Raw genomic sequence first — 23,010 nt, 5'->3', positions numbered from 1 at the left:
ACCCCGCATTAAACGATTATTTATCCTCTTGCTGCTTAACGTCGCAAAGCGAGCAAGATGTAACATTTATTGATTATAAATCGGTTACTGAGCATAAATATAATGCCTTTAAATTACTTTTTGTGCAGTTTCAACAACAGGGTAGTCAAGCTCGGCAAGACGAGTTTACTGCCTTTTGTAAACAGCACAGTGATGTACTTGCTATGCTAGAAACCACAGAACCGACATTCGACTATTACCTGCAATGGCAAGCACATAGCCAACTCGCACGATGCCAACAGCATTGTATTGACCAAGGCATGGCGATTGGTTTGATTAACGACTTAGCGGTGGGTTGTGCCAAAGAGGGCAGTGAATTTAAACACCAACAGGCGTTGTTTAGCCAAGATGCGACTGTGGGAGCTCCTCCGGACCCTTGGGCTGAGAGTGGTCAAAATTGGGGGTTGCCAGCAATAAATCCTCAGCGACTTGCTGACAATAACTATCAGTTTTACCGCTCACTGATACGCACCAATATGGAGTCTGTGGGTGGATTACGCATAGATCATGTTATGGCAATTAGGCGTTTATGGTGGTGTTTTAACAATAATAATAACCAAGATGGTTGCTATGTTTACTACCCATTCGAGCATTTGTTAGCTATTTTGAAAATTGAATCTCACCTTAATCAGGCCGTCGTGATAGGTGAAGATTTAGGAGTTGTGCCGCTGGAGGTAAAAGAAGCGCTGGTGAGCAGCGGTATTTTTTCAAACAGCTTATTTTATTTTGAAAAACAACAAAATGATGAATTTGTTCATCGCGATGATCTTAGCGAACAATGCCTGCTGATGATTGCCAATCATGATGTACCACCATTTGTTGGCTGGTGGCAGCATAGCGATTTGAACCTCAAACAACAGTACCAACTGATTGATGCTGTTGAATATCAGCAACTAGTGCAGCAACGTCAACAAGAGCAGCAGCGACTTCTCGGTTTTATTAATACACAAGACACACATTCTGATATGTCATTAAGCACCGATGCTTTTGCTGTTTATAGTGCGCTGGCTTTGTGTTTAGCAAAGTCGCCGTCGCGATTATTTGCTTTACAAATTGATGACTTAGACAAGCAACGCTACCCAGTTAATATTCCTGGCACAGATAAAGAGTACCCCAATTGGCGACGGGTGTTAACACATACTTGCAAGGATATTTTTACTGATAATGCGTCACTTTTGACTGCAATACATTCAATAAGGAATGAGTAAATGGGCAGTATTAAAAATATGAAATCAGCGCCTTTGGCTGATTATGACGCACAAGTCACGGCGCTCGCCGCAGGGCGATTTAAAGACCCGTTTAGTTTTTTAGGGGCGCACAGCACACAAAGTGGCATAGAAATACGAGTGTATTTGCCAGCAGCACTGCAGGTTGAACTGTTAATTGATGGTCAAGCCGTTAGCACATTACGCTATAAACAAAGTGATTTATTTATAGCTGAGTTATCAAGCATGCCTAGCAATGTTTACCAGTGCCATGTTCGTTACGAAAACAATAATATTACTTTTTACGATGAATACAGTTTTAGTAGTACGCTTGATGAGCAAGCGATGTACCTGTTTAACGAAGGGAGTCTTGAGCATGCATATGCGCACTTAGGTGCGCAATTTATTACTCAACAGGGCGTAGACGGTGTTCGTTTTTGTGTGTGGGCACCAAATGCCGCCAGTGTCTCAGTGATTGGCGAATTTAACTTTTGGCAGGCCAATCGTCACTTCATGCGGTTTCATCCTGCCAGTGGAGTGTGGGAGTTATTTATCCCGGGGTTATGCGCCGATATGTGCTATAAATTTGCCATCACCACACTTAGTGGTGAAGTTTTAGATAAAGCCGATCCATTTGCGTTCAAAATGCAGCAAGCGCCCGGCACGGCAAGTATATTACAGTACAAGCCTGCCCCTATTAAGCTCAGTGAACAAGCGATTATAAATAGACAACAGCGCAATCATATTGATGCCGCTATTAGTATTTATGAAGTGCACTTAGGCTCATGGCAACGCGCTGAACATAATCGTTACTTAAACTACACTGAGCTGGCAGATAGGCTTGTAAGTTACGTGACTGATATGGGGTTTACTCACTTACAACTTATGCCTATTAGTGAATACCCGTTTGATGGCTCATGGGGGTATCAGCCGGTAGGCTTGTTTGCACCAACAAGTCGTTTTGGTGATTACAACAGCTTTAAATACTTAGTTGAGCAATGCCATAAAGCCAATATCGGTATTTTACTCGATTGGGTGCCAGGGCACTTTCCAAGCGACCCTCATGGGTTACATTGTTTTGATGGCACCCATTTATATGAACATGCTGATATGCGTCAAGGGTTTCACCCTGATTGGAATACCTATATTTATAATTATGATCGCCCTGAAGTTAAAAGCTTTTTAATATCGAATGCGATGTATTGGCTTAGTCAATTTGGCATAGATGGACTGCGAGTAGATGCAGTGGCGTCTATGTTGTATCTTGATTACAGCCGAAAAGAAGGGCAATGGGTGGCTAATTGCTATGGCGGCAGAGAAAATTTAGGGGCGATAGAGTGCCTTAAACAAGTGAACATGCGCAGTTATAAAAATAACCCCGGTATTATGATGGTGGCAGAAGAGTCAACGGCGTGGCCAGGGGTGACGCAAAGTGTTGAGCATAATGGTTTGGGCTTTGGTTATAAATGGAATATGGGCTGGATGAACGACAGCCTGCATTACATGCAGCAAGACCCACTATTTAGGAAATACCACCACCATAAAATGACATTTTCTATGGTGTATGCCTTTAGTGAAAATTACATTTTACCGCTCAGTCATGATGAAGTCGTTCACGGCAAAGGCTCACTACTAAACAAAATGCCTGGTGACGACTGGCAACAATTTGCTAATTTACGGGCTTATTATGCGTTTATGTGGGCGCATCCAGGAAAAAACTACTGTTTATGGGCGCCGAAATAGCACAGCGAAAAGAGTGGGATCATGACCATTCAATAGACTGGCACTTGCTTGAACACCACAGCCATCAAGGTGTTCAAGATACGGTTAAACGCCTTAATCATGTGTATCAAGCCCATCCAGCACTTTATGAGCTTGATAGTTGTGCTACTGGTTTTTCATGGATAGATAATAATAACAGTCAGCAAAGTATATTTAGCTTTATTCGTTATGCCAAAAGTGCTGACGATTTTATGGTTATTGTCGCTAATTTTACCCCTACAGCTTATCAACACTTTACTTTAGGCGTGCCTGCTAAAGGCAGCTATAAGGTGATATTTAATACTGATGAGTCATGTTTTTTTGGCTCAGGATGCAATGTCACTGATGAACCAAATCAACTTATTCATTCAATTGAACAACCAAGTCATGGCTTTGATCACAGTATTACATTACACATGGGTGGCTTAACCACGATTTATTTGCAAAAGGTGAATGATGAGTAATTGCTTTGAGGTTACCCATGGTGCACCTTTGCCACTGGGTTCGACTGTACAAAACAACGGTGTCAACTTTGCCTTATACGCTCCAAATGCAAGCCAAGCTTTTGTTTGTTTATTCGATAAAAGTGGCCATACAGAAATATTAAAAATAGCGATGAATATTAACGAAGGCGGGGTGTGGAGTATTCATGTTGCGCCACTTAGCACTGGCGCACTATATGGCTTTAGGGTTGATGGGGAATATAACCATGAAAAGGGCATGTTATTCAATGAACATAAGTTGCTGATTGACCCATATGCAAAAGACTTATTTAACGAATTTACTTGGAGCGAGCGCCATTACGGGCAAATGCCAATAGGCACTAAAAGCATGGTCAATAATGCGATAGATATGCCTAAATCTAAAGTAACGACACCGGTTGCCTATACTAATAATAAGCCGCAGCACAGCTGGGCCAATACGGTTATTTATGAGTGCCATGTAAAAGGTGCTACGTGTCGCCACCCGGATATTCCAAAAACACAGCAAGGTACGTTTTTAGGCTTAAGCCATCCACGCTTTATTGAGCATTTAAAAAGTTTAGGGGTGACCGCTATTGAACTTTTGCCTGTACATGCGTTTATAAGTGAACAGTTTTTAATTACTAAAGGCCTGCAAAATTACTGGGGCTACAATAGCATCAATTTTTTTACTCCACACAAAGACTATTTGGTTAATGACGATATAAACGAATTTAAACAGATGGTCAGCGAATTACATCGCGCCAATATTGAAGTTATTTTAGATGTTGTATACAACCATACTGCTGAGGGCGGCAGTGATGGACCGATATTGTCTTTACGTGGCTTCGATAATCTCACTTATTATCGCACTATCAATGGGCAACCCAATGTATACATAAACGATACTGGCTGTGGTAACACCTTAAATATTGACCATCCAAAAACCTTGCAACTGGTTCTAGATAGCTTGCGTTATTGGGTGGAAGTTATGGGCGTTGATGGCTTTCGATTTGATTTAGCCACCATTTTAGGGCGTTCAAGCACGGGCTTTAGTGCGTCTCATACGTTTTTACAAACCGTTGCACAAGACCCTGTGTTGAATAAAGTGAAGCTGATTAGTGAGCCTTGGGATATAGGCCCTGGTGGGTATCAGTTAGGTGCTTTTCCTGCTCCTTGGCGTGAGTGGAATGATCAATACCGTGATGTGATTAAACGCTTTTGGCAAAGTGAAAAAGGCATTATTAGTGATGTGGCTAAGCGTTTACATGGCTCGTTTGATATTTTTGAACACAGTAACCGCGGCCCGCTTAATAGTATTAATTTTATTACCAGTCATGATGGTTTTACCCTTGCCGATTTAGTCAGTTATGAGCAAAAGTATAACCAAGCGAATGGTGAAAATAATCAAGATGGCCACAGCGCTAACTACTCATTCAACTGCGGAGTTGAAGGATTTAGTAGCGACCCTGAAATAATGAGCTTGCGCCTGCAACAACAAAAAAACTTTTTACTTACCTTACTGCTTTCTAAAGGGGTGCCAATGATAGCCTCAGGCAGTGAAATGGCGCACTCTCAAGGCGGTAATAATAACGCCTATTGTCAAAATAATCGTACTAGTTGGCTTGCATGGAAAGACTCACAACTGAATCATTGTTTGATTCAGTTTATAGATGATGCATTAAAAATTAGGCGCGCGCATAGTGCGTTTAAACACAGTGTGTTTTTAGATGATATTGATGAACGTTTCACCGTTAAGTGGTTTACCGAACAAGGTAAAAAAATGGATGAAACACATTGGCATGAAGATACGCGACAATTTTTAATGTACAGCCTGCTTGATAAGCAAAATAAGCATGCGTTATTAATTATTTTAAACGCCAGTAAACAGCCTGTGGTCTGCCAATTACCACAATCGCCCATTATCGCGCCATGGACGTTAGTGTTATCAAGCGTAAATAACGCCTCATCTGTTGTTGAAGATGATGCAACCGTGAATATTTCAGCACAAAGTAGTTGGGTTTTTAGTGCCAATTTAGAAGGCGATGATTATGACTAAGCAAGACGAGCAAGTGTGTGTGGTAAAAGGCTGGCAAGAAGGCCCGGTGATTGACGAAAGTACCTTAAGTGATGATTTAACTCGTCACTTTTATTACACCTTAGGGCGTGATGTGGTGGGTGAGTCGCAGTTGTATTTGTATCATGCATTGGCGCTGACAATAAGAGATAGGCTAGTCGCACGCTGTAGAGAAACTAATCAGCAAATTAAACAACAAAAACGCCGTAAAACAGCGTACTTATCGCTAGAGTTTTTAATGGGCAGAGCGCTGGGCAATGCGGTACTCAACCTTGACTTAGAGTCGCAGGTAACCACGGCACTGCAAGCTTACTGTACTGAGCTGGAAAATGTGGAGCAAGCAGAGCATGATGCCGGCTTAGGTAATGGTGGCTTAGGGCGTTTAGCTGCTTGTTTTTTAGATAGTTGCGCGAGTTTAGCGCTGCCAGTAGTCGGGTATGGAATTCGTTATGAATACGGCATGTTTAATCAATCAATCAAAGAAGGCAACCAAATTGAGCAGCCAGATAACTGGCTACGCGAAGGTCACCCTTGGGAATTGAGCGCACCAGAGCAAGCTAAACGAGTTAAGTTCTCGGGTTATGTACAGAGTTATACCGATAAATTTGGTCGTGAACACCGCCAGTGGGTAAGTTCTCAAGATGTGCTAGCGGTTCCTTACGATGTGCCCATTCCTGGCTATAAAAATAATATTGTTAATACGCTTAGGCTTTGGAAGTCTGAAGCAACCGATGAATTTAATTTAGCCGAGTTTAATGCCGGTAGTTATTCAGAAGCGGTGGCACAAAAAAATCTCGCAGAGCAAATAACCATGGTGTTGTACCCTAACGACAGCAGTGAAAATGGTAAAGAGCTGCGTTTACGCCAGCAATACTTTTTATCATCGGCAAGCATACAAGATGTGCTTAGTCAGTGGATTGACCAATATGGGGATAATTTTACTGAGTTTGCTCAGCATCATGTTTTTCAGCTTAACGACACCCACCCAAGTATTGCTGTGGCAGAGCTGATGCGAATTTTAGTTGACGACCACGAGCTCGATTGGGATCAAGCATGGAGCATCACAACCAAAACCATGGCTTATACAAACCACACCTTATTGCCGGAGGCGTTAGAGAAGTGGTCAGTGTCGTTATTTGCTAAATTATTACCACGTATTTTAGAGATTATTTATGAGATCAATGCCCGCTTTTTAGCAGAGGTTGCAAGACATTGGCCGGGTGATGTGCAAAAACAACGAGATTTATCATTAATTGAAGAGGGCGGGGAGCCGCAAATACGCATGGCTTTTTTAGCCATTGTGGGCAGTTATTCAGTCAATGGCGTGGCCGCGCTCCACACTAAGTTATTAACCGCGGGTTTGTTTAAAGACTTTTACGCATTATGGCCTGAAAAGTTTAATAACAAAACCAATGGGGTGACACCGAGGCGTTGGCTGGCTTATTGTAATCCGAGTCTTAGTCATATCATTAGCGAGAAGATAGGAAAAGACTGGGTAGGCGATTTTGCACAAATAGCTCAATTACGCCGTTTCTATGATGATCCGCAGTTTCATGTAACGTGGCAGCAAGCAAAACGAGAAAACAAACAACGTTTAGTTGATTTAGTAAAACAAAGATGCGGCGTAGAGTTTGATATCAACATGCTATTTGATGTGCAAGTAAAACGCATTCACGAATATAAGCGCCAGTTACTCAATGTGCTCCATGTTATTCACTTATACGACCGTATTCGTCGTGGCGATACACAAGGCATGGTTCCCCGTTGTGTATTACTTGGTGGTAAAGCCGCACCAGGTTATATGATGGCGAAGAAAATTATTAAACTAATTAATAATGTTGCAGAGGTGATCAACAAAGACCCTGAAGTGTCACAGTATTTAAGGGTCGCTTTTTTACCAAATTATAATGTAACCGCCATGGAAACTATTTGCCCAGCAACAGATTTGTCAGAGCAAGTTTCAACAGCAGGCAAAGAAGCATCGGGTACCGGCAACATGAAGTTTATGATGAATGGTGCGCTCACAATAGGCACCCTAGATGGCGCAAATATTGAAATACGCGATGCAGTGGGGGCTGAAAACTTCTTTTTATTTGGCGCCCAAGCCGAGCATGTTGACGAAATTAAAGCGCATTATAACCCCTGCGAAATCATTGCCAATAACCCAGAGCTAAACAGCGTGATGCACCTACTTGAAAGTGGCCATTTTAATCTATTTGAACCAGGCTTATTTGACGATGTGATTAGCAGTATTAAGAGTAAAGACGATGCGTGGTTAACCGCACATGACTTTACCAGTTACATTGCTGCGCAGCGTGAAGTGGATAAAGCCTATGCTGATCAAACCTACTGGACTCAAATGAGTATTTTAAATACCGCGGCCAGTGGCTTATTTTCTAGTGACAGAACGATTGGTCAATATTGTGATGACATATGGCATTTAACCCCACTAGATACCACACACCAAACAGTTAAAACGAACACTGACACTAACAGCTGACACTAAACGGAGAGAGTAATATGCCCAGTTATGCAAATCGCTATATAAGTAATTTAACCAGAGACACCTATGCACTCATTCTAGCTGGAGGGCGAGGTTCTCGCCTGCATGAGCTAACAGACTGGCGTGCAAAACCAGCCGTTTATTTTGGCGGTAAGCACCGTATTATTGATTTTCCACTATCAAATTGTATTAACTCTGGTGTCAGACGAGTAGGGATTGCAACGCAATATAAATCTCACTCGCTGATACGCCATGTGAATCGTGCATGGGGACACTTTAAAAAGGAGTTAGGCGAGTCAGTTGAGATTTTACCTGCATCACAGCGTCATGGTGATGAATGGTATTGCGGTACTGCCGATGCGGTATTTCAAAATATGGATATTATTCGTCATGAACTACCTAAATATGTAATGATTTTGTCAGGCGATCATGTGTATCGTATGGATTACGGCGGTTTATTAGCAAAGCATGTAGAAAATGGTGCCGATATGACCGTATGTTGTTTAGAAGTTGCGGTTGAAGAAGCCGCAGGTACCTTTGGTGTAATGACCGTAGATCAAGAGAACCGAGTGAGAAGATTCGACGAAAAACCAGCCGAACCTACCTCTGTCCCTGGTAAACCTGGTACATGCTTAGCGTCAATGGGTAATTACGTATTCAATACTGAGTTTTTATTTGAGCAATTACAAAAAGATTCACAAACCGAAGGCTCAGGACGTGATTTTGGTCATGACATTATTCCTGCCATTATCGAAGAGCATAATGTATTTGCCTACCCTTTTAGAGATCCTGCACAAGCTGGACAGCCGTATTGGCGAGATGTAGGAACCTTAGATTCGTTTTGGGAAGCGAATATGGAACTGGTTATGCCTGAGCCTCAACTAGATTTATACGACCCTACTTGGCCAATTTGGACATACCAAGAACAGCTTCCTCCGGCTAAGTTTATTTTTGATGACGACGATCGCCGGGGTATGGCTGTTGATTCAACCGTATCCGGTGGCTGTATTATTTCAGGTTCATTAGTCAGAAAGTCATTACTGTTTTCTAATGTACATATCCGCTCATATTGTACTATTGAAGAGTCGGTGGTTTTACCCGGTGTTATTGTTAATCGCGGGTGTAAAATAAAGCGCGCTATTATTGATAGAAGCTGTGAGATCCCAGCGGGATTAGAAATTGGTTATGATCGTAAAACCGACGAAGCCAATGGCTTTAGAGTCTCTAAAAAGGGAATTGTTTTGGTGACCCGCGAGATGCTGACAAAGTTAAATCAATAATTAAATAGCAAGGTGAAAGCCTTGCTGCTAACCATAAGAGTAACTAAATGCATGTATTAATGGTTGCCGCAGAAAATGATGCGTTACCTAATGCCAAAGTCGGTGGTGTTGCCGATGTCATTCGTGATGTACCAAAAGCCTTAGCTGCGCAGAGTTTAACGGTCGATGTGGTGATCCCAGACTATGGATTTGAGTTGGGGGAGCGCTGTTTTATTGGTGAAGTAAACGTTGCGTTTAACTCAGCCTCGCACGTTTTATCTCTGTTTGAAATTCCACAGGCGCAAAAAGGGGTGAGACAAATAGTAATAAGCCATCCTTTGTTTAGCCAATCACATAGTGTGTATTGCAACGATGATGACAATCGTCCATTCGCTACTGATGCGAGTAAGTTTGCACTGTTTAATGCCGCTATTTGTGAAGCCCTTTTGCAAGGGATATTAAAACAACCAAACACGTTACATTTACACGACTGGCACAGTGCGTGTGTGGCCGTGTTACTTAAGTTTGACCCTCGCTATCGCAAACTTGCTAAGCTGCGTTTAGTATACACGGTTCACAATTTAGCCTTACAAGGTATTCGCCCTTTTAAAGGCGATGTTTCTAGCTTAGAAGCATGGTTTCCCTCATTAAGTTATGACGGGCAATTGCTTTGTGATCCTCGTTATCCCCATTGTTTTAACCCGATGCGCAGTGCCATTAACCTAGCTGATAAAGTACATGTGGTTTCACCAAGTTATAGCCAAGAAGTGCAAATAGCGAGTAATGACGCAGGCGGCTTTTTTGGTGGCGAAGGTCTTGAGCGTGATTTACAACAAGCGGCTGAGCAGGGCAAACTGATTGGGATACTTAACGGCTGTGATTACACCGCTCTGCACCCGCATCAGACAACGCTTAGCCAGCTTTTAGAGCAGATAGAAGCTACGCTCTTTAGCTGGATGGCAAAAAATGTACACTTAGACAGCAGCCACTATATTGCTCACCAACGCGTTTTACAATTTATGGCATCTGAGCAACAAGGACCTTTACTGACCAGTGTAGGGCGGCTCACCGAGCAAAAAGTATTATTGCTGTGCCAGTCACACAATGATGGTTTGACTATCGATGCGGTATGCAGGGTTATAAATCAATTTAGTGGTCGTTTGATTGTATTAGGCTCGGGTGATAGAAAACTGGAGCAATTATTTACTAGTGCAATGGCACGTAATAACAACTTATTGTTTTTAAAAGGCTATGGTCAAAGCATAGGCGATTTAATGTATCAATTAGGGGATTTATTTTTAATGCCCAGTTCTTTTGAGCCATGCGGTATTAGCCAAATGTTAGCAATGCGAGCAGGTCAGCCGTGTTTGGTCCATAGTGTGGGCGGTTTAAAAGATACGGTTGAGCATAATGTGACTGGATTTTGTTTTACTGGTGATACCTTACTGACTCAGGCAGAAGCTCTTTTGGTTAGTTTATCTGAGGCTTTGCATGTAAAACAAACTAATCCTAAGCAATGGCAAGCAATAAAAAGTAGCGCTAAAAATACCCGCTTTGGTTGGGATAGCGTTGTAACTGATTATATTACATACTTATATTAAAAAATTTATTAAAGTTCAGTGACATCCGTTCCTATTTGCGCTTTAATTACTTAGTCTGGTGGAAATAATTAAAAGTAGGTAATGTGTCTGTATTTGTGGCAAGGCAAGCAATCCTTAATCGTAATCAAAATGTAGTTGCATATGAACTACTTTTTCGCGATAGCCCAGAAAATTGCTTTCCTGGTGTATCTGATGGTCAAGCAACAGCTCGGCTTATCATGGAAAACCAGCTCAACTTAGGTACTCGACACATTACTTCGGGAAAAAAAGCGTTGATCAATATTGGTCCTGAATCGTTAAAACTCGATTTATGCGAATTTTTACCCTGCAAAGATGTAGTTATTGAATTACTCGAAACCATAGAGCCCAACGACGACACTTATGAATTATGCCGTAAACTTTTTCACAGTAACTATAAATTAGCCCTCGACGACTTTGTTTACTCTCCACAGTGGGAACGCTTCTTAAAGCTGGTTAATTTAATTAAATTTGATATTCGGCTTACGCCACTGGCTGAAATTCCGCTGGTGGTCAATAAGCTTAAAAAATACAAAAATATTAAACTGTTAGCTGAAAAAATAGAAACCGATGAAGAATATAAATTAGCGCGAAAAATGGGGTTTGATTATTTCCAAGGGTACTACTTTGCGCGTCCCGCAATGATAGAGCAAAAGGATATCCATTATAATTATGGCCTTGTCATCGCTATTTACTCAGAAGTAATGAAGCCAGATCCTGATGTTAAAGTGATCACCGGTTTATTTGAGCTTGATGCAGCATTGGCCTACAAGCTATTACGATTATTAAACAGCGGTGTATTTCCGCTGCAAAGCCAAATATCATCATTAAAACAAGCGCTGGTATACTTAGGCCAAGCCCGTTTGAAAAAGTTTGTTAGCTTAATTGTTACGGCACACACCGCGCGTGATAAACCGATAGAGCTTATGCAAATGTGTGTTATTCGCGCTCGTTTTTGTGAGTTAATAGCCAGCAAAGTCGCAAAACAAGTGCAGGGTGAGGCATTTTTAACTGGGCTGTTTTCTTTGCTTGATGCTATCTTAGATCAGCCAATGGCGTTGTTGGTTGATAAACTGCCATTCCCGGATGAAATTAAAGCTGCATTAACTGGCGAAAAAAATAACTTATATTATATTCTGGAAACAGTAAAAGCGTATGAAACAGGAAGTTGGTGGGCACTTGAGAAAGCAGTCTTATTGATTAATTTAGACAGTGCTTTTTTGCCAAAACTCTATAAACAAGCAGTAAAATGGGCCGATAGCTACAAAGATAATATTTAAAGGGATAGGGTTTGCGCAATTATAATATGGACTTTATAAGGGGCCTAGCAGTACTCGGCCTAGTATTTATTAACTGCTATTCCTTCGCAATTTTTGAACTCAATTACACGTCACTCACCACACCACCCCTTAGCGATAAGATTTTACAGACCTTAAGCCTTATATTTGTTGAAGGGCGGTTTCGCACATTATTTACGTTATTATTTGGTGCTGGTCTTTATATTCAGTTTCAGCGACAGCAATGCATCGAGCCATTAAAAAAACGCCTATATTGGCTTATTGTGTTTGGCTTAATACATGGTTTTTTACTGTGGGCGGGTGACATTTTGTTTTTATATGCAGTGTCAGCATTACTGGTATTACGCTATTTAAATTACACGGATGAAGAGCTTAAAAACAAAGCGGCCTTTTTTACTTTTATTGCTTTACTTGCCACAGCTCTGTTCATGTTAGGGCTTAATGAGGAGCCACTCTATAGAGATTCTCCCGAATTTTACCAGATATATAATAGTTATTATCAAAGTATTGGTGCTCATTTTAGCCAAAATATTACAATGAGCATTTATATGTTGCTAACAGTGCCTATTTTATTACTGTGGGCAAGTGCTGGCTTTATGCTAATTGGTATCGTTGCTTACAAATGTAATGTATTTAGTAATGGATTTAGCAGGTCGGGGCTAATTAAGTTAGTTGTGTTAAGTGTGTTACTGACTAGCTTACGATTAGTGTTAACGCCATATGAACAAGGTATTGGCTATGCGTTACAAGAGCCGGTTAATGAATTGGCTGCTTTATGCGTGGCGCTGCTTTATATTCATTTAATCGTTAAACTATGCAACAACAGCGCGCAAATAGGGGGGCTTATCCAACAGGTAGGGCGGTTAGCGTTTACTTTATACATAAGCCAAACCATTATGCAGTTATTATTGTTTAAAGTGCTTTTCCCTCAGTGGGCGCTTAGTTTTAACCGCATTGATTATTGGCTTGTCGCTATTTGCTTAGTAGTTGTACAGCTTATGTTTACTGCACTCTACTGTCGTTATTTTAAGCAAGGCCCTCTTGAATACTTATGGCGTAAATTAGCGCAAATTAAGCGCGAAAAAATAGCTTGAGTAGTTTAAACTATGCGCCTTTATATTTAAGAAGATTTGCCATATGACAGACTTAAAGCGTTTAAATAAATTTATTAGTGAAACAGGGTTTTGCTCACGCCGCGAAGCCGATAAATATATTGAGCAAGGTCGTGTTACTGTTAATGGCGAATTACCTGAAATGGGTGTTAAAGTTGCACAGGACGATGTGGTATTGGTTGATGGTAAGCCATTAAAAGAGCCACCAAAACGGGTTTACATTGCTTATAACAAACCAGTGGGTATTACCTGTACCACAGAGCGAAAAATTCAAAGCAATATTGTCAAAGCGGTTAATTACCCTGACCGTATTTTTCCTATTGGTCGTCTTGATCGCCCCTCTGAAGGGCTGATTTTTTTAACCAACGAAGGCGACATCGTTAATAAGATTTTACGTGCCGGTAATAATCATGAAAAAGAATACGTGGTTACCGTTGATAAACCACTTAACCGTCAGTTTGTGAATAAAATGGCCAATGGTATTCCTATTTTAGATACTGTGACCAAAAAATGTAAAGTGACGCAAACAGGTGCCCAGCAATTCACTATTATTTTGACTCAAGGTTTAAATCGTCAAATTCGTCGTATGTGTGAATATTTAGGTTACGAGGTAGTCACACTTAAACGTGTTCGCATTATGAATGTCACTCTCAAAGGGTTAAAAGTAGGGCAATGGCGGCATTTAAGTGACGCAGAAATGGCGGTAATTAACGACTCGATTGCTGATTCTGGCAAAACGCAAGAACACTCACTTTATGATGATGCTGAACAGAGCAATTACACTGAACAAGCTAAAAAGAGTCATGCTAAACCTGCTCACAAACATGATTTTCAGGGCGGGAATCCACGTCGTGAAAATAATGACGAGCAACAAAAGCACGCTAAAAAAAGTAGCCGAAATACCCCTTATCAAAAGCGTTCAACCACGTATGTAGGAAAATCAAATACTCACAAAGCAAATCCTGCCACAGGAAATAAAACCCGCAGCAGTGGAACATTAAGCTTAAAAAAGTAAGCTTAATTGTTTTGTATTAATAATAAAAACGCAGCCTTGGCTGCGTTTTTTGTTAGCCTACTGTTTAGGGTAATCAATCCTAAATACCACAGTGTATAAAACCGGTACCACAATCAGAGTCAGTATGGTGGCAAAGCCTAAACCAAACATAATGGTGACCGCCATTGATTGGAAGAATACGTCAAATAATAATGGGATCATGCCAAGTATTGTGGTTATAGCGGCCATGGCAACAGGGCGCACACGGCTTACGCCTGAGTCAAACACTGCTTGATAGGGAGATTTACCCTCGCTGAGCTCTAAGTTTATTTGATCGACTAAAACAATGCCGTTTTTAATCAACATACCACTCAAACTTAATAAACCAAGTAGTGCCATAAAGCTAAAGGGGGCATTCATCACCAATAAACCTGCACTAACACCAATAATAGCCAGTGGCACGGTGGCCCAAATAACTAAGGGCTTTTTCACTGAGTTAAACAGTAATACGGTAACCGCAAACATCGCTAAATAGCCCAGTGGTAACGAACCAAAAATAGCCTTTTTGGCTTTACTTGATGATTCGAACTCGCCACCCCATTGCATTTCATAGCCACGCGGTAAATCAATTGCTTCGACTTCAGCACGAACTCGAGCAAATAATTTAGCAGGTGTTTCATCTCCAAGTACATCATGATCCGCCATAACAGTAATAGTACGCTTGCGGTCGCGACGCATAATTAAGCTGTCTTCCCACTCAACAATAAATTCATCAACCACTTGAGTAACCGGTACAAACACCCCTAAAACAGGGCTATAAATTTGTAAATCGTGAACACTGTCTACGTTTAAGCGCTCGCTAGCCGGTGAGCGGGCAATAATTGGTAACAGTTGCGTACCATCACGATAAACACCCACTTGTTTACCTGATAAGCTAGTCAGCAGTACTTGGTCGAGGTCAAACTTGGTGATCCCTAACCGGCGGGCTTTTTGTTCGTTAAATTGTGGGCGAATCATTTTGGTTCTTGCCCGCCAGTCATCGCGAATATTAAACGCACCCTCATCTTTGGCGATTATCTCTTTAGCTTGAGATGATAGCTGTCTTAATATGATTGGATCGGGGCCAGAAAAGCGCGCTTCTATTTTAGCATCGGTTGATGGGCCAATTTCCATCGGTTTGACTTTCAACTTTGCTGAAAGTGGATGCTGCTGTGCGTAATCGCGCACCTTTCGCATTACTTTAGCGACCGCTTCACGATTGGTTACACGAATAATTAACTGCCCATAAGCAGGGTAGGATTTTTCTGGTGCATAAGTCAGCATAAAGCGCGGCGCACCTTGGCCAACCGTACTGGTAATTTCTGTAACCAGTTCATTTTGTTGTAAATAGGCTTCGAGCTGTTTTATGCCCTCAAGAGTGGCGCGAATATCAGCGCCTTGATCTTGCCAGTAATCGACATAAAACATCGGTGTGTTCGAGGCTGGAAAAAATGATTGTTTTACCGAGCCAAAACCAACAACGGCAGAGCATAAAAGTGCGAGCATAAGGATCAAGGTAGTTTTTCTAAAACGCATGGCTAAATTTAAGGTTGCTTTGTAGCCATTGAAAATAATACCTTGATACGGGTCCTCATGCTGTTGGTTCTGCTCGTGTTTAAATTCAGTTTCTTTAAACATTAAGTGAGCAAAAAATGGCGTGAGGGTAATTGCGGTGATCCAGCTCAACAACAGCGATATAAATAACACCCAAAATAGACTACCGGCAAATTCACCACTGGCATCTGAGCTTAAACCAATAGGTGCAAAAGCAGTAATTGCTATTACTGTTGCGCCAAGTAATGGCCACTTCGTTTGATCTACGATATTAACCGCTGCTTTAAGCTTTGTTTGTCCGCGCTTTAAGTTGATCAAGATGCCTTCAGTGACAACAATAGCATTATCAACCAACATCCCTAATGCGATTATTAGCGCGCCCAGAGAAATACGTTGCAGGTCAATTGCAAACAGCTTCATAAATATGAAGGTGCCTAATACAGTCAGTAATAAAATACCGCCAATGAGAACGCCACTTTTTAAGCCCATAAAAATAAGCAGTACCACAATGACTATTGCAATGGCCTCTATTAAGCTAACAATAAAACCATCTACAGACTGCTCTACTTCTTTTGGCTGGTTATACACCGAGCTTATATCAATGCCATGAGGGCGTTGGTATTCAAGAGATGCTAAATGCTCATCTATGTGTTTACCCACATCAACAACATTCACTCCAGACATAAACGAAACACCAATCAGCAGTGCTTGCTGTTGATTATAGTGAATGACATTAGTGGGCACTTCTGCGTATTCACGATAAACCTGTGCAACATCGCCCAAATAAATGAGTTCGCTGGCACCTGGTTTTGAAATTAATAAAGTTTCCAGCTCTGTTACATCTTTAAATTCACCGGTAGGATGCAGGCGGATAGACTCATCACCGACACGAATACGTCCAGCGTTAGATACCGTATTTTGTGATTGCAGCAAGTCATAAATATGACCTGGGGCAATACCGAGCTGTGCCAGCTTTTGGGTTGATACCTCAACCATAACCTGTGGTTGCTGTTGCCCTGCGATAGCGACTTTGCTGACGCCTTTGACTAAAACCAGCTCTCGTTTTAAATAATCAACGTAGTCTTTTAATTCATCATATGAATAACCATCGCCAGTCACCGCAAACATCACGCCATAAACATCAGCAAAATCATCAATTACATTACTGGGATAAACACCACTTGGTAGTGAGGGACTGAGGTCGTTAATTTTACGACGCATTTCATCCCATATTTGTCTTAGCTCTTGTTTACGATAGCTGCTTTTCATCTCTACGGTAATTTGCGATTTACCGTTGGATGAAATGGAGGTGACATAATCAACATAGGGGAGCTGCTGAATGGCATTTTCAATTGGAAATGTCACTTCTTCTTCTACTTGCTGCGGGGATGCTCCCGGGTATAGAGTGATCACCATGGCTTTTTTTAAAGTAAATTCAGGGTCTTCTAGTTGTCCTAAATCAAAATAGGAAACACTGCCGCCAATCAATAGCAACAACGTAAACATCCAGCTAATGACCTTTTTCTCGATGGATAGTTGCGCAAAGCCCATAATTATAAGCCTCGCTCTTTATTCCAAGGGCGAACAGACATGCCTTCTTGTAAAGAGTGAACACCAGCAGACACAATTTGTTGGCCTTCTTTTACGCCACTGAGTACTTCAATGGTGTCGTGGTGTAATTGCCCCACGTTCACGGCTTGTTTATGCACTGTGCTGGTTTGTTGATTAAAAACCCATACATAGGCGTTATCGCTAAGGCTTTTGTTAGGATCTGAAAATACCGACTCAATGGGTAAAATGGTGTAAGGCGTTTGTGAGCGGGTTACTTTGCTTAAATCTATGACTACTTGCCCCGACATACCCGCAAGCAAATTAAAATCTTTTGGTACCGGTAATGAAAATACGACTTTGTAGGTGAGTGTTGCAGGATCAGCTTGAGTATCCCATTCTTTTAGTGTCAGTTTATATTGCTTGTCGTGATAGCCATCAAATTCAACCATAGGTTGATATTGGGTATCTTTTTGAATACGCGCCACAATTTTTTCCGGAACCTGTATTTCTACATCCATAAAGTCGCGGGTTTCTAAACGCAGAACATTCTGTTTAGCCTGAATACTCTCAAAGTTTTTTACAAACACTTTAGCCACAATGCCTGCAAACGGTGCACGTAGTTCGCTATATTCTAAGTTTGTTTCTGCAATTTTAAAGGCTGATTCGGCGACTTGCTCATTAGCAACTGCTTGGTCAAGCTCTGATTGACTGGTGATATTTTTTTCAAACAGCTGCTTTATTCGTTTCAGCTGCGACTTAGCTAGCTCATATCGTGCTTTACGCTCGTTATATTGCAATTGAAAATCTTCAGGGTCTAATTTAGCCAATAGTTGCCCTTTTTCAACTTGTTCACCAGCTAGAACAGGAAACTCAATCAGTTCACCATTGACCCTAAAAGCAAGATAAGAGCCTTGGTTTGCAACCACCTCTGCAGGAAAGCTCCGAATGTTTGTTTGCGAATCATGGCCAATACTAAATAATTTAACGGGGCGAATAGGCGCTTCTTTAACTACTTTTTCGGGCTCCGAGCAACCTATTAAACTTAGTAATGTCGCAGATAGTAAACATAAGCGAAACAGTGGCATGATATCTCCATGATAAAAAAAGGCTAAATAAGTCAGTGCAGCATACGCTGCAAACATATAAAATAAAATTCATTAAATTTTAGAAACTCAATAAGTTTTACTTATGATGTGTTGTGTGGCCAATGAAACTTAATCAATTACAAATATTAGATGCTATTGTACAAAGCGCGAGTTTGAGTGGAGCGGCATTAAAGCTACATAAAACGCAACCGGCGTTAACATTGGCGATTAAAAACTTAGAGTCTAAGTTAGGCTTTGACCTTCTGGATCGTTCTAAATACCGTTTACAACTCACCGAAAAAGGGCGTATTTTTCACCGAGAGGCTAAACATTTGTTAACCGCTAACGATCAGCTTACTCAGCTCGCAACAGAGCTGGCATTAGGCAATGAAGCGCAATATAGAGTCTGCTACGAGCAAATTTGTCATATGCAAAGTTATAACGAGATCATAAGTAATACTTTTAAGCATTTTTCGAGTACCGAATTTCGTTTAACCAGTGGTAAGCGGTTTGTGTCTTTAGAACAAGTGAATACCGGTCAAGCCGAGCTTGGAATTGGGCCATGGTTTGATTTATTTCATGCTACGGGTGATTTGGAAAGTTTACCTATAGGTAAATTAGATATTGGTATCGTGGGTGCTAAAGGGGTTTTACCTAAGCAGCTTAGCTATGATGAATTACAGCTTTATCCGTGTTTGGCGATGTTTGAAAGTGGCTTGAGTATCGACAGTGACAGGCTTTCTTATTCGAAAGGGGCTGCGGTAATGAAAATAGATGACATATCTACCTTAAAGTCGTTTTTACTTTCAGGAGCGGGTTGGGCAATGATGAGTTTAGGCCATTGTAAAAAAGAAATTGCCGCTGGCTCATTACAGCAAATCATTGTAACCGACAGAGAGCATCAATTTAGCGCACAAATTAGAGCTTTTCGTCAACATGCTATGCACCATGGGCCTGTTGCGCGCAAAATTTGGCAACAATTTGAATTACTCAGCCAGGAGTACTTAAACAAGAATGGACGTTAATAAAGAAACGGTTATTTACACTATTATAGCCAGTATACCTAAAGGCTGTGTTGTCAGTTATGGCCAAGTAGCGGCGCTTGCGGGGTATCCTAATAATGCTAGGTTGGTAGGTCGTTTATTAAAAGAGATGGCAAAAGATTCGACGATCCCTTGGCATAGAGTGGTTAACAGCCAAGGTAAAATAGCGTTTGTACAGGGCAGTGCGCAGTATCAAACGCAACGAGAAAAGCTACTTTCTGAGGGCGTTACTTTTAACAATCAACGAATTAATATGGCAAAACACCGCTGGCAATAAACTAATTATCCATTTTATGTAAGTCAGTTAAAGCCCAAATTTCATCAGCAGTCCATTCGTTTAACCAAATAGGAATATCCTCAGCTTTCATGGGTTTGGCAATGCCATAACCTTGTGCTAAATGACAGCCAAGAAGCATAAGAGTTGCTGCATGCTCAGGCGTTTCTACCCCCTCAGCAATTACCTTGCGTTTAAATGATTTAGCCAGTGCAATAACGCCTTTTACTATTGCTAAGTCGTCAGAATCTTCCAGCATATCTCTAATGAAGCTTTGATCTATCTTTATTAAGCTTGCAGGTAAACGTCTTAAGTATGTGAGTGAGGAGTAACCGGTACCAAAATCATCCAACGAAAAATCAACCCCTAACGCTTTACAATCTTGCATAGTTTTAGATACATGGGTCACATCGCTCAGTGCACTGGTTTCTAGCACTTCTAGCTCTAAATTGGTTGCATTCACTTGTGGGTGCGCCAATAGTAATTCAGTTAACTTTGAAGTAAATTCAGGTTGTTGTAATTGTACTGCAGCAACATTAACACTCACTTTTATAGTTAAACTTGGCGTTAATGATTGCCATTGATTAATTTGAGTCAAGGCGGTATCAATAACCCACTCGCCAACGTCTATCATTAGTTGATTGTTTTCAATGGCTGGTAAAAACTCGATAGGGCTTAGTAAGCCACGCTCGGGATGTTGCAAGCGTATTAACGCCTCTACGCCAATCATATCGCCGGTTCGCATATCAACCTTAGGTTGATAATAAAGTACAAACCAATTGTTAGCTAAGGCCTCACGAATAAGCGTTATGCCTTTTTGCTGTGTCTTAACGGTATCACCTTGGCTAGTATCAAATAAGTGATAGCGGTTTTTGCCCATTTGTTTAGCTATATACATGGCTTGATCTGCATGGCGCATTAGTTGATCGGCATCAAAATTATCTTCAGGGTATACGGTCACCCCAATACTTGCAGAAACATTTAAGACAATGTCATTCACTGTCACCGGTTTAGCTGCTGCAGCTAATAGCCGCTCGAGCACAGGAACACAATCGGCAATTGATTCTAGATTAGTTAATACGCCAACAAATTCATCGCCACCAATACGGGCTAAGCTATCACCTTCACGCAGTGCATCTTTTAAACGGATAGAAATTGCAACAAGTAACTTATCGCCAATATCATGGCCATGTGAGTCATTTACTTGTTTAAATCCATCTAAATCTAGAAACACCACAGCCAATGAATTGTTATGACGACGGCATTGCAACATAGTTTGGCTAAGCCTATCGGCAAGCAGCACACGGTTTGGCAAGTTAGTTAATAAATCATAATGAGCAATCCGGCTAAGTTGCTCTTGTTGGCGTTTAGCTTGGGTTATATCGGTAAATATCCCTAAATAAAAGGTAACGTCGTTATCATCTGTTAACACAGAAATAGTGAGTAGCTCTGCATATAATTCGCCATTTTTTTTGCAATTCCAAATCTCCCCTTGCCAATGGCCAAACTTATTTAATTGTAGCCACATATCCTTATAGAAAGAGTCTGATTGTTTACCTGAGTTTAAAAATGCAGGGGTGCGACCAATGACCTCTTCATGGCTATAACCAGTTATCCGACAAAAAGCAGGGTTAACATCAACAATATGACGATTTACATCGGTAATGATAATGCCTTCATGGGTATCTCTAAATACGCGTGAGGATAAGTGCAGCTTTTCTTCAATTAACTTTCTCTCAGTAATATCGATTGATACACCCAACATAGTGACTGCACTACCTTGATTATCTCTTACGAGTGTTCCTTTGGTATTAAACCAACGAATTTTGCCACGTTTATTAACAATACGATGATCAACATTATATTCCTTTGCATCGTCAATGCACTGTTCTATATTTTTTATGATATCGGCACGATCATCAGGGTAAATAATGGCCAGGTATTCATTTTTAGTCATTTCTAGTTGTTTAACATTGCCGTTTATTAATCTAATACCATGTTCAGAAAAACGGATTATATTGGTTTTTATATCCCATTCCCAAGTCGCAATCCCACCTACTTTTTGACTCAGAAGAAGCCGTCTTTCGGTATCGGTAAGTGCTTTAATATTATTTTGTAGTGCATGAGTACGTTGCGTTACTTTTTTTCTAGTTTTAGGTGACTGGCTCTTAAGCGAGTCACTAAATAAGCAGTGACTGTGGTTAAAAAGATGAACAGGGTTGCAATGGCAACACCAAATAACAGCATGCTACTATCTTTCCAGCCATTGATAGGATAAGTTTTAAATACCCAAACCCCATTTGGTACTTGTATATTAAAGTCGACAGTATTTTTTATTTTTTGTTTTTTTGAGGTAACAATAATTTGCACATCATTTGTATCGGGCATGACTTTTGAAAGCTCATAGCCAATACCTGCCTGTGGCAGTTGTGCTAAGTTAACGCTTTGGAGAATATCAGGAAAGCGTATAAGCGCAGTAGCAAACCCCCAAAACTTATTACCGTCTTGAGTGTCAAGATAGACAGGTAACCTAGCAGCAGCCCCCATTCCTCCTTGAAATAACTCAAACGGCCCTGCAAGGGTTAATTTCCCGGTTTTTTTGGCCAAAAAGGCCTCTTGAGTTCGCAGTGGATTTTCTAATACATTATTTCCTATGGCGCTTTCATTGCCTTTGAGTGGCACTACGTGTGTAAGGATACCGTTTTTGTGAAGCTGTAAAGCTGCAAGGCCAGGGTAGAGCGCTAACATTTCAGATGCAAGCTCTTCAAAGCCTTCTGTTTTACCATTTTGAGTACGAATTAAGGCCGCAATTGGGTAGGCGGCAGAAAGCGCTTGATTTAGGTTATTTCTAATGTGGTTTACGTAACTACCTGAAACCTCTCTAATAGAGATTTGCTTCTGCTGATAAATGTATTGATCAAGTAAGTAAATTGAATACACAGCGGCAAGCGTTGACATTAAAAAAGTGATCAACACCAGTCTTGCATAGATAAACAAGCTTAATATTTGTGGGCGTGTTTTAGATAATGACAATATTAATAACACCTAGCGTTGTTTGATACCAACCCGCAATAATACTTAATTAAGCGAGTTGGTATGAGCCGCGTCCATTTAAATCAATGGCGTTTTCAGTTCC

At 41.0% G+C, this 23,010-nt stretch carries 14 protein-coding genes and 1 pseudogene; 11 read left to right on the top strand and 4 right to left on the bottom strand.

Translation table 11 applies throughout. The features are described from left to right. From malQ to rluF, 9 genes and pseudogenes are all read left to right on the top strand, one after another. The coding region (malQ, locus tag P20439_RS10265; protein WP_036933574.1) for a 4-alpha-glucanotransferase at positions 1–1,247 on the top strand (1,247 nt) is incomplete at its 5' end. Further along, positions 1,248–3,469: pseudogene (glgB, locus tag P20439_RS10260) on the top strand (1,4-alpha-glucan branching protein GlgB). Then, positions 3,462–5,525, top strand: a complete 2,064-nt coding sequence (gene glgX / locus P20439_RS10255) for a glycogen debranching protein GlgX (protein ID WP_008466646.1) — start codon at positions 3,462–3,464, stop codon at positions 5,523–5,525. Before glgB ends, glgX begins: the two are co-directional and overlap by 8 nt. Beyond that, complete coding sequence (locus P20439_RS10250) at positions 5,518–8,043, top strand: glycogen/starch/alpha-glucan phosphorylase (RefSeq protein ID WP_008112515.1); 2,526 nt, start codon at positions 5,518–5,520, stop codon at positions 8,041–8,043. Before glgX ends, P20439_RS10250 begins: the two co-directional genes overlap by 8 nt. A gap of 20 nt (positions 8,044–8,063) precedes the next feature. Further along, positions 8,064–9,326 carry a glucose-1-phosphate adenylyltransferase gene (gene glgC, locus P20439_RS10245; protein ID WP_008112516.1) on the top strand — a complete coding sequence of 421 codons (1,263 nt, stop codon included), beginning with the start codon at positions 8,064–8,066 and terminating at the stop codon, positions 9,324–9,326. A 47-nt stretch (positions 9,327–9,373) separates the two neighbouring features. After that, positions 9,374–10,906 carry a glycogen synthase gene (locus tag P20439_RS10240; RefSeq protein ID WP_008112519.1) on the top strand — a complete coding sequence of 511 codons (1,533 nt, stop codon included), beginning with the start codon at positions 9,374–9,376 and terminating at the stop codon, positions 10,904–10,906. A gap of 83 nt (positions 10,907–10,989) precedes the next feature. After that, positions 10,990–12,204, top strand: coding sequence for an EAL and HDOD domain-containing protein (locus P20439_RS10235; RefSeq protein ID WP_008112521.1), 1,215 nt, complete (start codon positions 10,990–10,992; stop codon positions 12,202–12,204). A gap of 26 nt (positions 12,205–12,230) precedes the next feature. Further along, positions 12,231–13,316 carry a DUF418 domain-containing protein gene (locus P20439_RS10230; protein ID WP_008112522.1) on the top strand — a complete coding sequence of 362 codons (1,086 nt, stop codon included), beginning with the start codon at positions 12,231–12,233 and terminating at the stop codon, positions 13,314–13,316. Between the two features lie 43 nt (positions 13,317–13,359). Beyond that, positions 13,360–14,349, top strand: a complete 990-nt coding sequence (gene rluF / locus P20439_RS10225; protein WP_008112524.1) for a 23S rRNA pseudouridine(2604) synthase RluF — start codon at positions 13,360–13,362, stop codon at positions 14,347–14,349. Between the two features lie 57 nt (positions 14,350–14,406). On the opposite strand, the gene P20439_RS10220 is transcribed toward rluF, so the two are convergent. Both P20439_RS10220 and P20439_RS10215 read right to left on the bottom strand, forming a co-directional pair. Further along, a complete protein-coding gene (locus P20439_RS10220) occupies positions 14,407–17,472 on the bottom strand; it encodes an efflux RND transporter permease subunit (protein ID WP_008112527.1) in 3,066 nt (1,021 codons plus the stop codon). A 2-nt stretch (positions 17,473–17,474) separates the two neighbouring features. Beyond that, the gene (locus P20439_RS10215) at positions 17,475–18,557 is read right to left on the bottom strand and encodes an efflux RND transporter periplasmic adaptor subunit (RefSeq protein ID WP_036933566.1); all 1,083 of its coding nucleotides are present in this window, start codon (positions 18,555–18,557) and stop codon (positions 17,475–17,477) included. A 122-nt stretch (positions 18,558–18,679) separates the two neighbouring features. Between P20439_RS10215 and P20439_RS10210 the strand changes: the two genes are divergently transcribed. After that, positions 18,680–19,582, top strand: coding sequence for a LysR family transcriptional regulator (locus P20439_RS10210; RefSeq protein ID WP_008112530.1), 903 nt, complete (start codon positions 18,680–18,682; stop codon positions 19,580–19,582). Continuing rightward, positions 19,572–19,877 (top strand): MGMT family protein, encoded by a 306-nt coding sequence (locus P20439_RS10205; protein ID WP_008112532.1) that lies wholly within the window; start codon positions 19,572–19,574, stop codon positions 19,875–19,877. The genes P20439_RS10210 and P20439_RS10205 overlap by 11 nt, the downstream gene beginning before the upstream one ends. A 1-nt stretch (position 19,878) precedes the next feature. Here the strand turns inward: P20439_RS10205 and P20439_RS10200 are convergent, their stop codons facing one another. Both P20439_RS10200 and P20439_RS18985 read right to left on the bottom strand, forming a co-directional pair. Further along, a complete protein-coding gene (locus P20439_RS10200) occupies positions 19,879–21,924 on the bottom strand; it encodes an EAL domain-containing protein (RefSeq protein ID WP_374750666.1) in 2,046 nt (681 codons plus the stop codon). Positions 21,925–22,010: 86 nt separating this feature from the next. After that, on the bottom strand, positions 22,011–22,907 hold the full coding sequence (locus tag P20439_RS18985; protein ID WP_008466643.1) for a CHASE domain-containing protein: 897 nt from the start codon (positions 22,905–22,907) through the stop codon (positions 22,011–22,013). Positions 22,908–23,010 lie beyond the last annotated feature (103 nt).

Origin of the sequence: Pseudoalteromonas sp. BSi20439 (assembly GCF_000241165.1) — a bacterium.
In the GTDB taxonomy this organism is placed as follows: domain Bacteria; phylum Pseudomonadota; class Gammaproteobacteria; order Enterobacterales; family Alteromonadaceae; genus Pseudoalteromonas.
The sequence above is the reverse complement of the archived record's forward strand: the minus strand, read 5'-3'. Positions and strand labels throughout refer to the sequence as shown.

Bases quoted from the DNA above. Each gene is read 5' to 3' on its own strand.
- glgX (WP_008466646.1), top strand. From the start codon at position 3,462: ATGAGTAATTGCTTTGAGGTTACCCATGGTGCACCTTTGCCACTGGGT.
- P20439_RS10250 (WP_008112515.1), top strand. From the start codon at position 5,518: ATGACTAAGCAAGACGAGCAAGTGTGTGTGGTAAAAGGCTGGCAAGAA.
- glgC (WP_008112516.1), top strand. From the start codon at position 8,064: ATGCCCAGTTATGCAAATCGCTATATAAGTAATTTAACCAGAGACACC.
- P20439_RS10240 (WP_008112519.1), top strand. From the start codon at position 9,374: ATGCATGTATTAATGGTTGCCGCAGAAAATGATGCGTTACCTAATGCC.
- P20439_RS10230 (WP_008112522.1), top strand. From the start codon at position 12,231: ATGGACTTTATAAGGGGCCTAGCAGTACTCGGCCTAGTATTTATTAAC.
- rluF (WP_008112524.1), top strand. From the start codon at position 13,360: ATGACAGACTTAAAGCGTTTAAATAAATTTATTAGTGAAACAGGGTTT.
- P20439_RS10220 (WP_008112527.1), bottom strand. From the start codon at position 17,472: ATGGGCTTTGCGCAACTATCCATCGAGAAAAAGGTCATTAGCTGGATG.
- P20439_RS10215 (WP_036933566.1), bottom strand. From the start codon at position 18,557: ATGCCACTGTTTCGCTTATGTTTACTATCTGCGACATTACTAAGTTTA.
- P20439_RS10210 (WP_008112530.1), top strand. From the start codon at position 18,680: ATGAAACTTAATCAATTACAAATATTAGATGCTATTGTACAAAGCGCG.
- P20439_RS10205 (WP_008112532.1), top strand. From the start codon at position 19,572: ATGGACGTTAATAAAGAAACGGTTATTTACACTATTATAGCCAGTATA.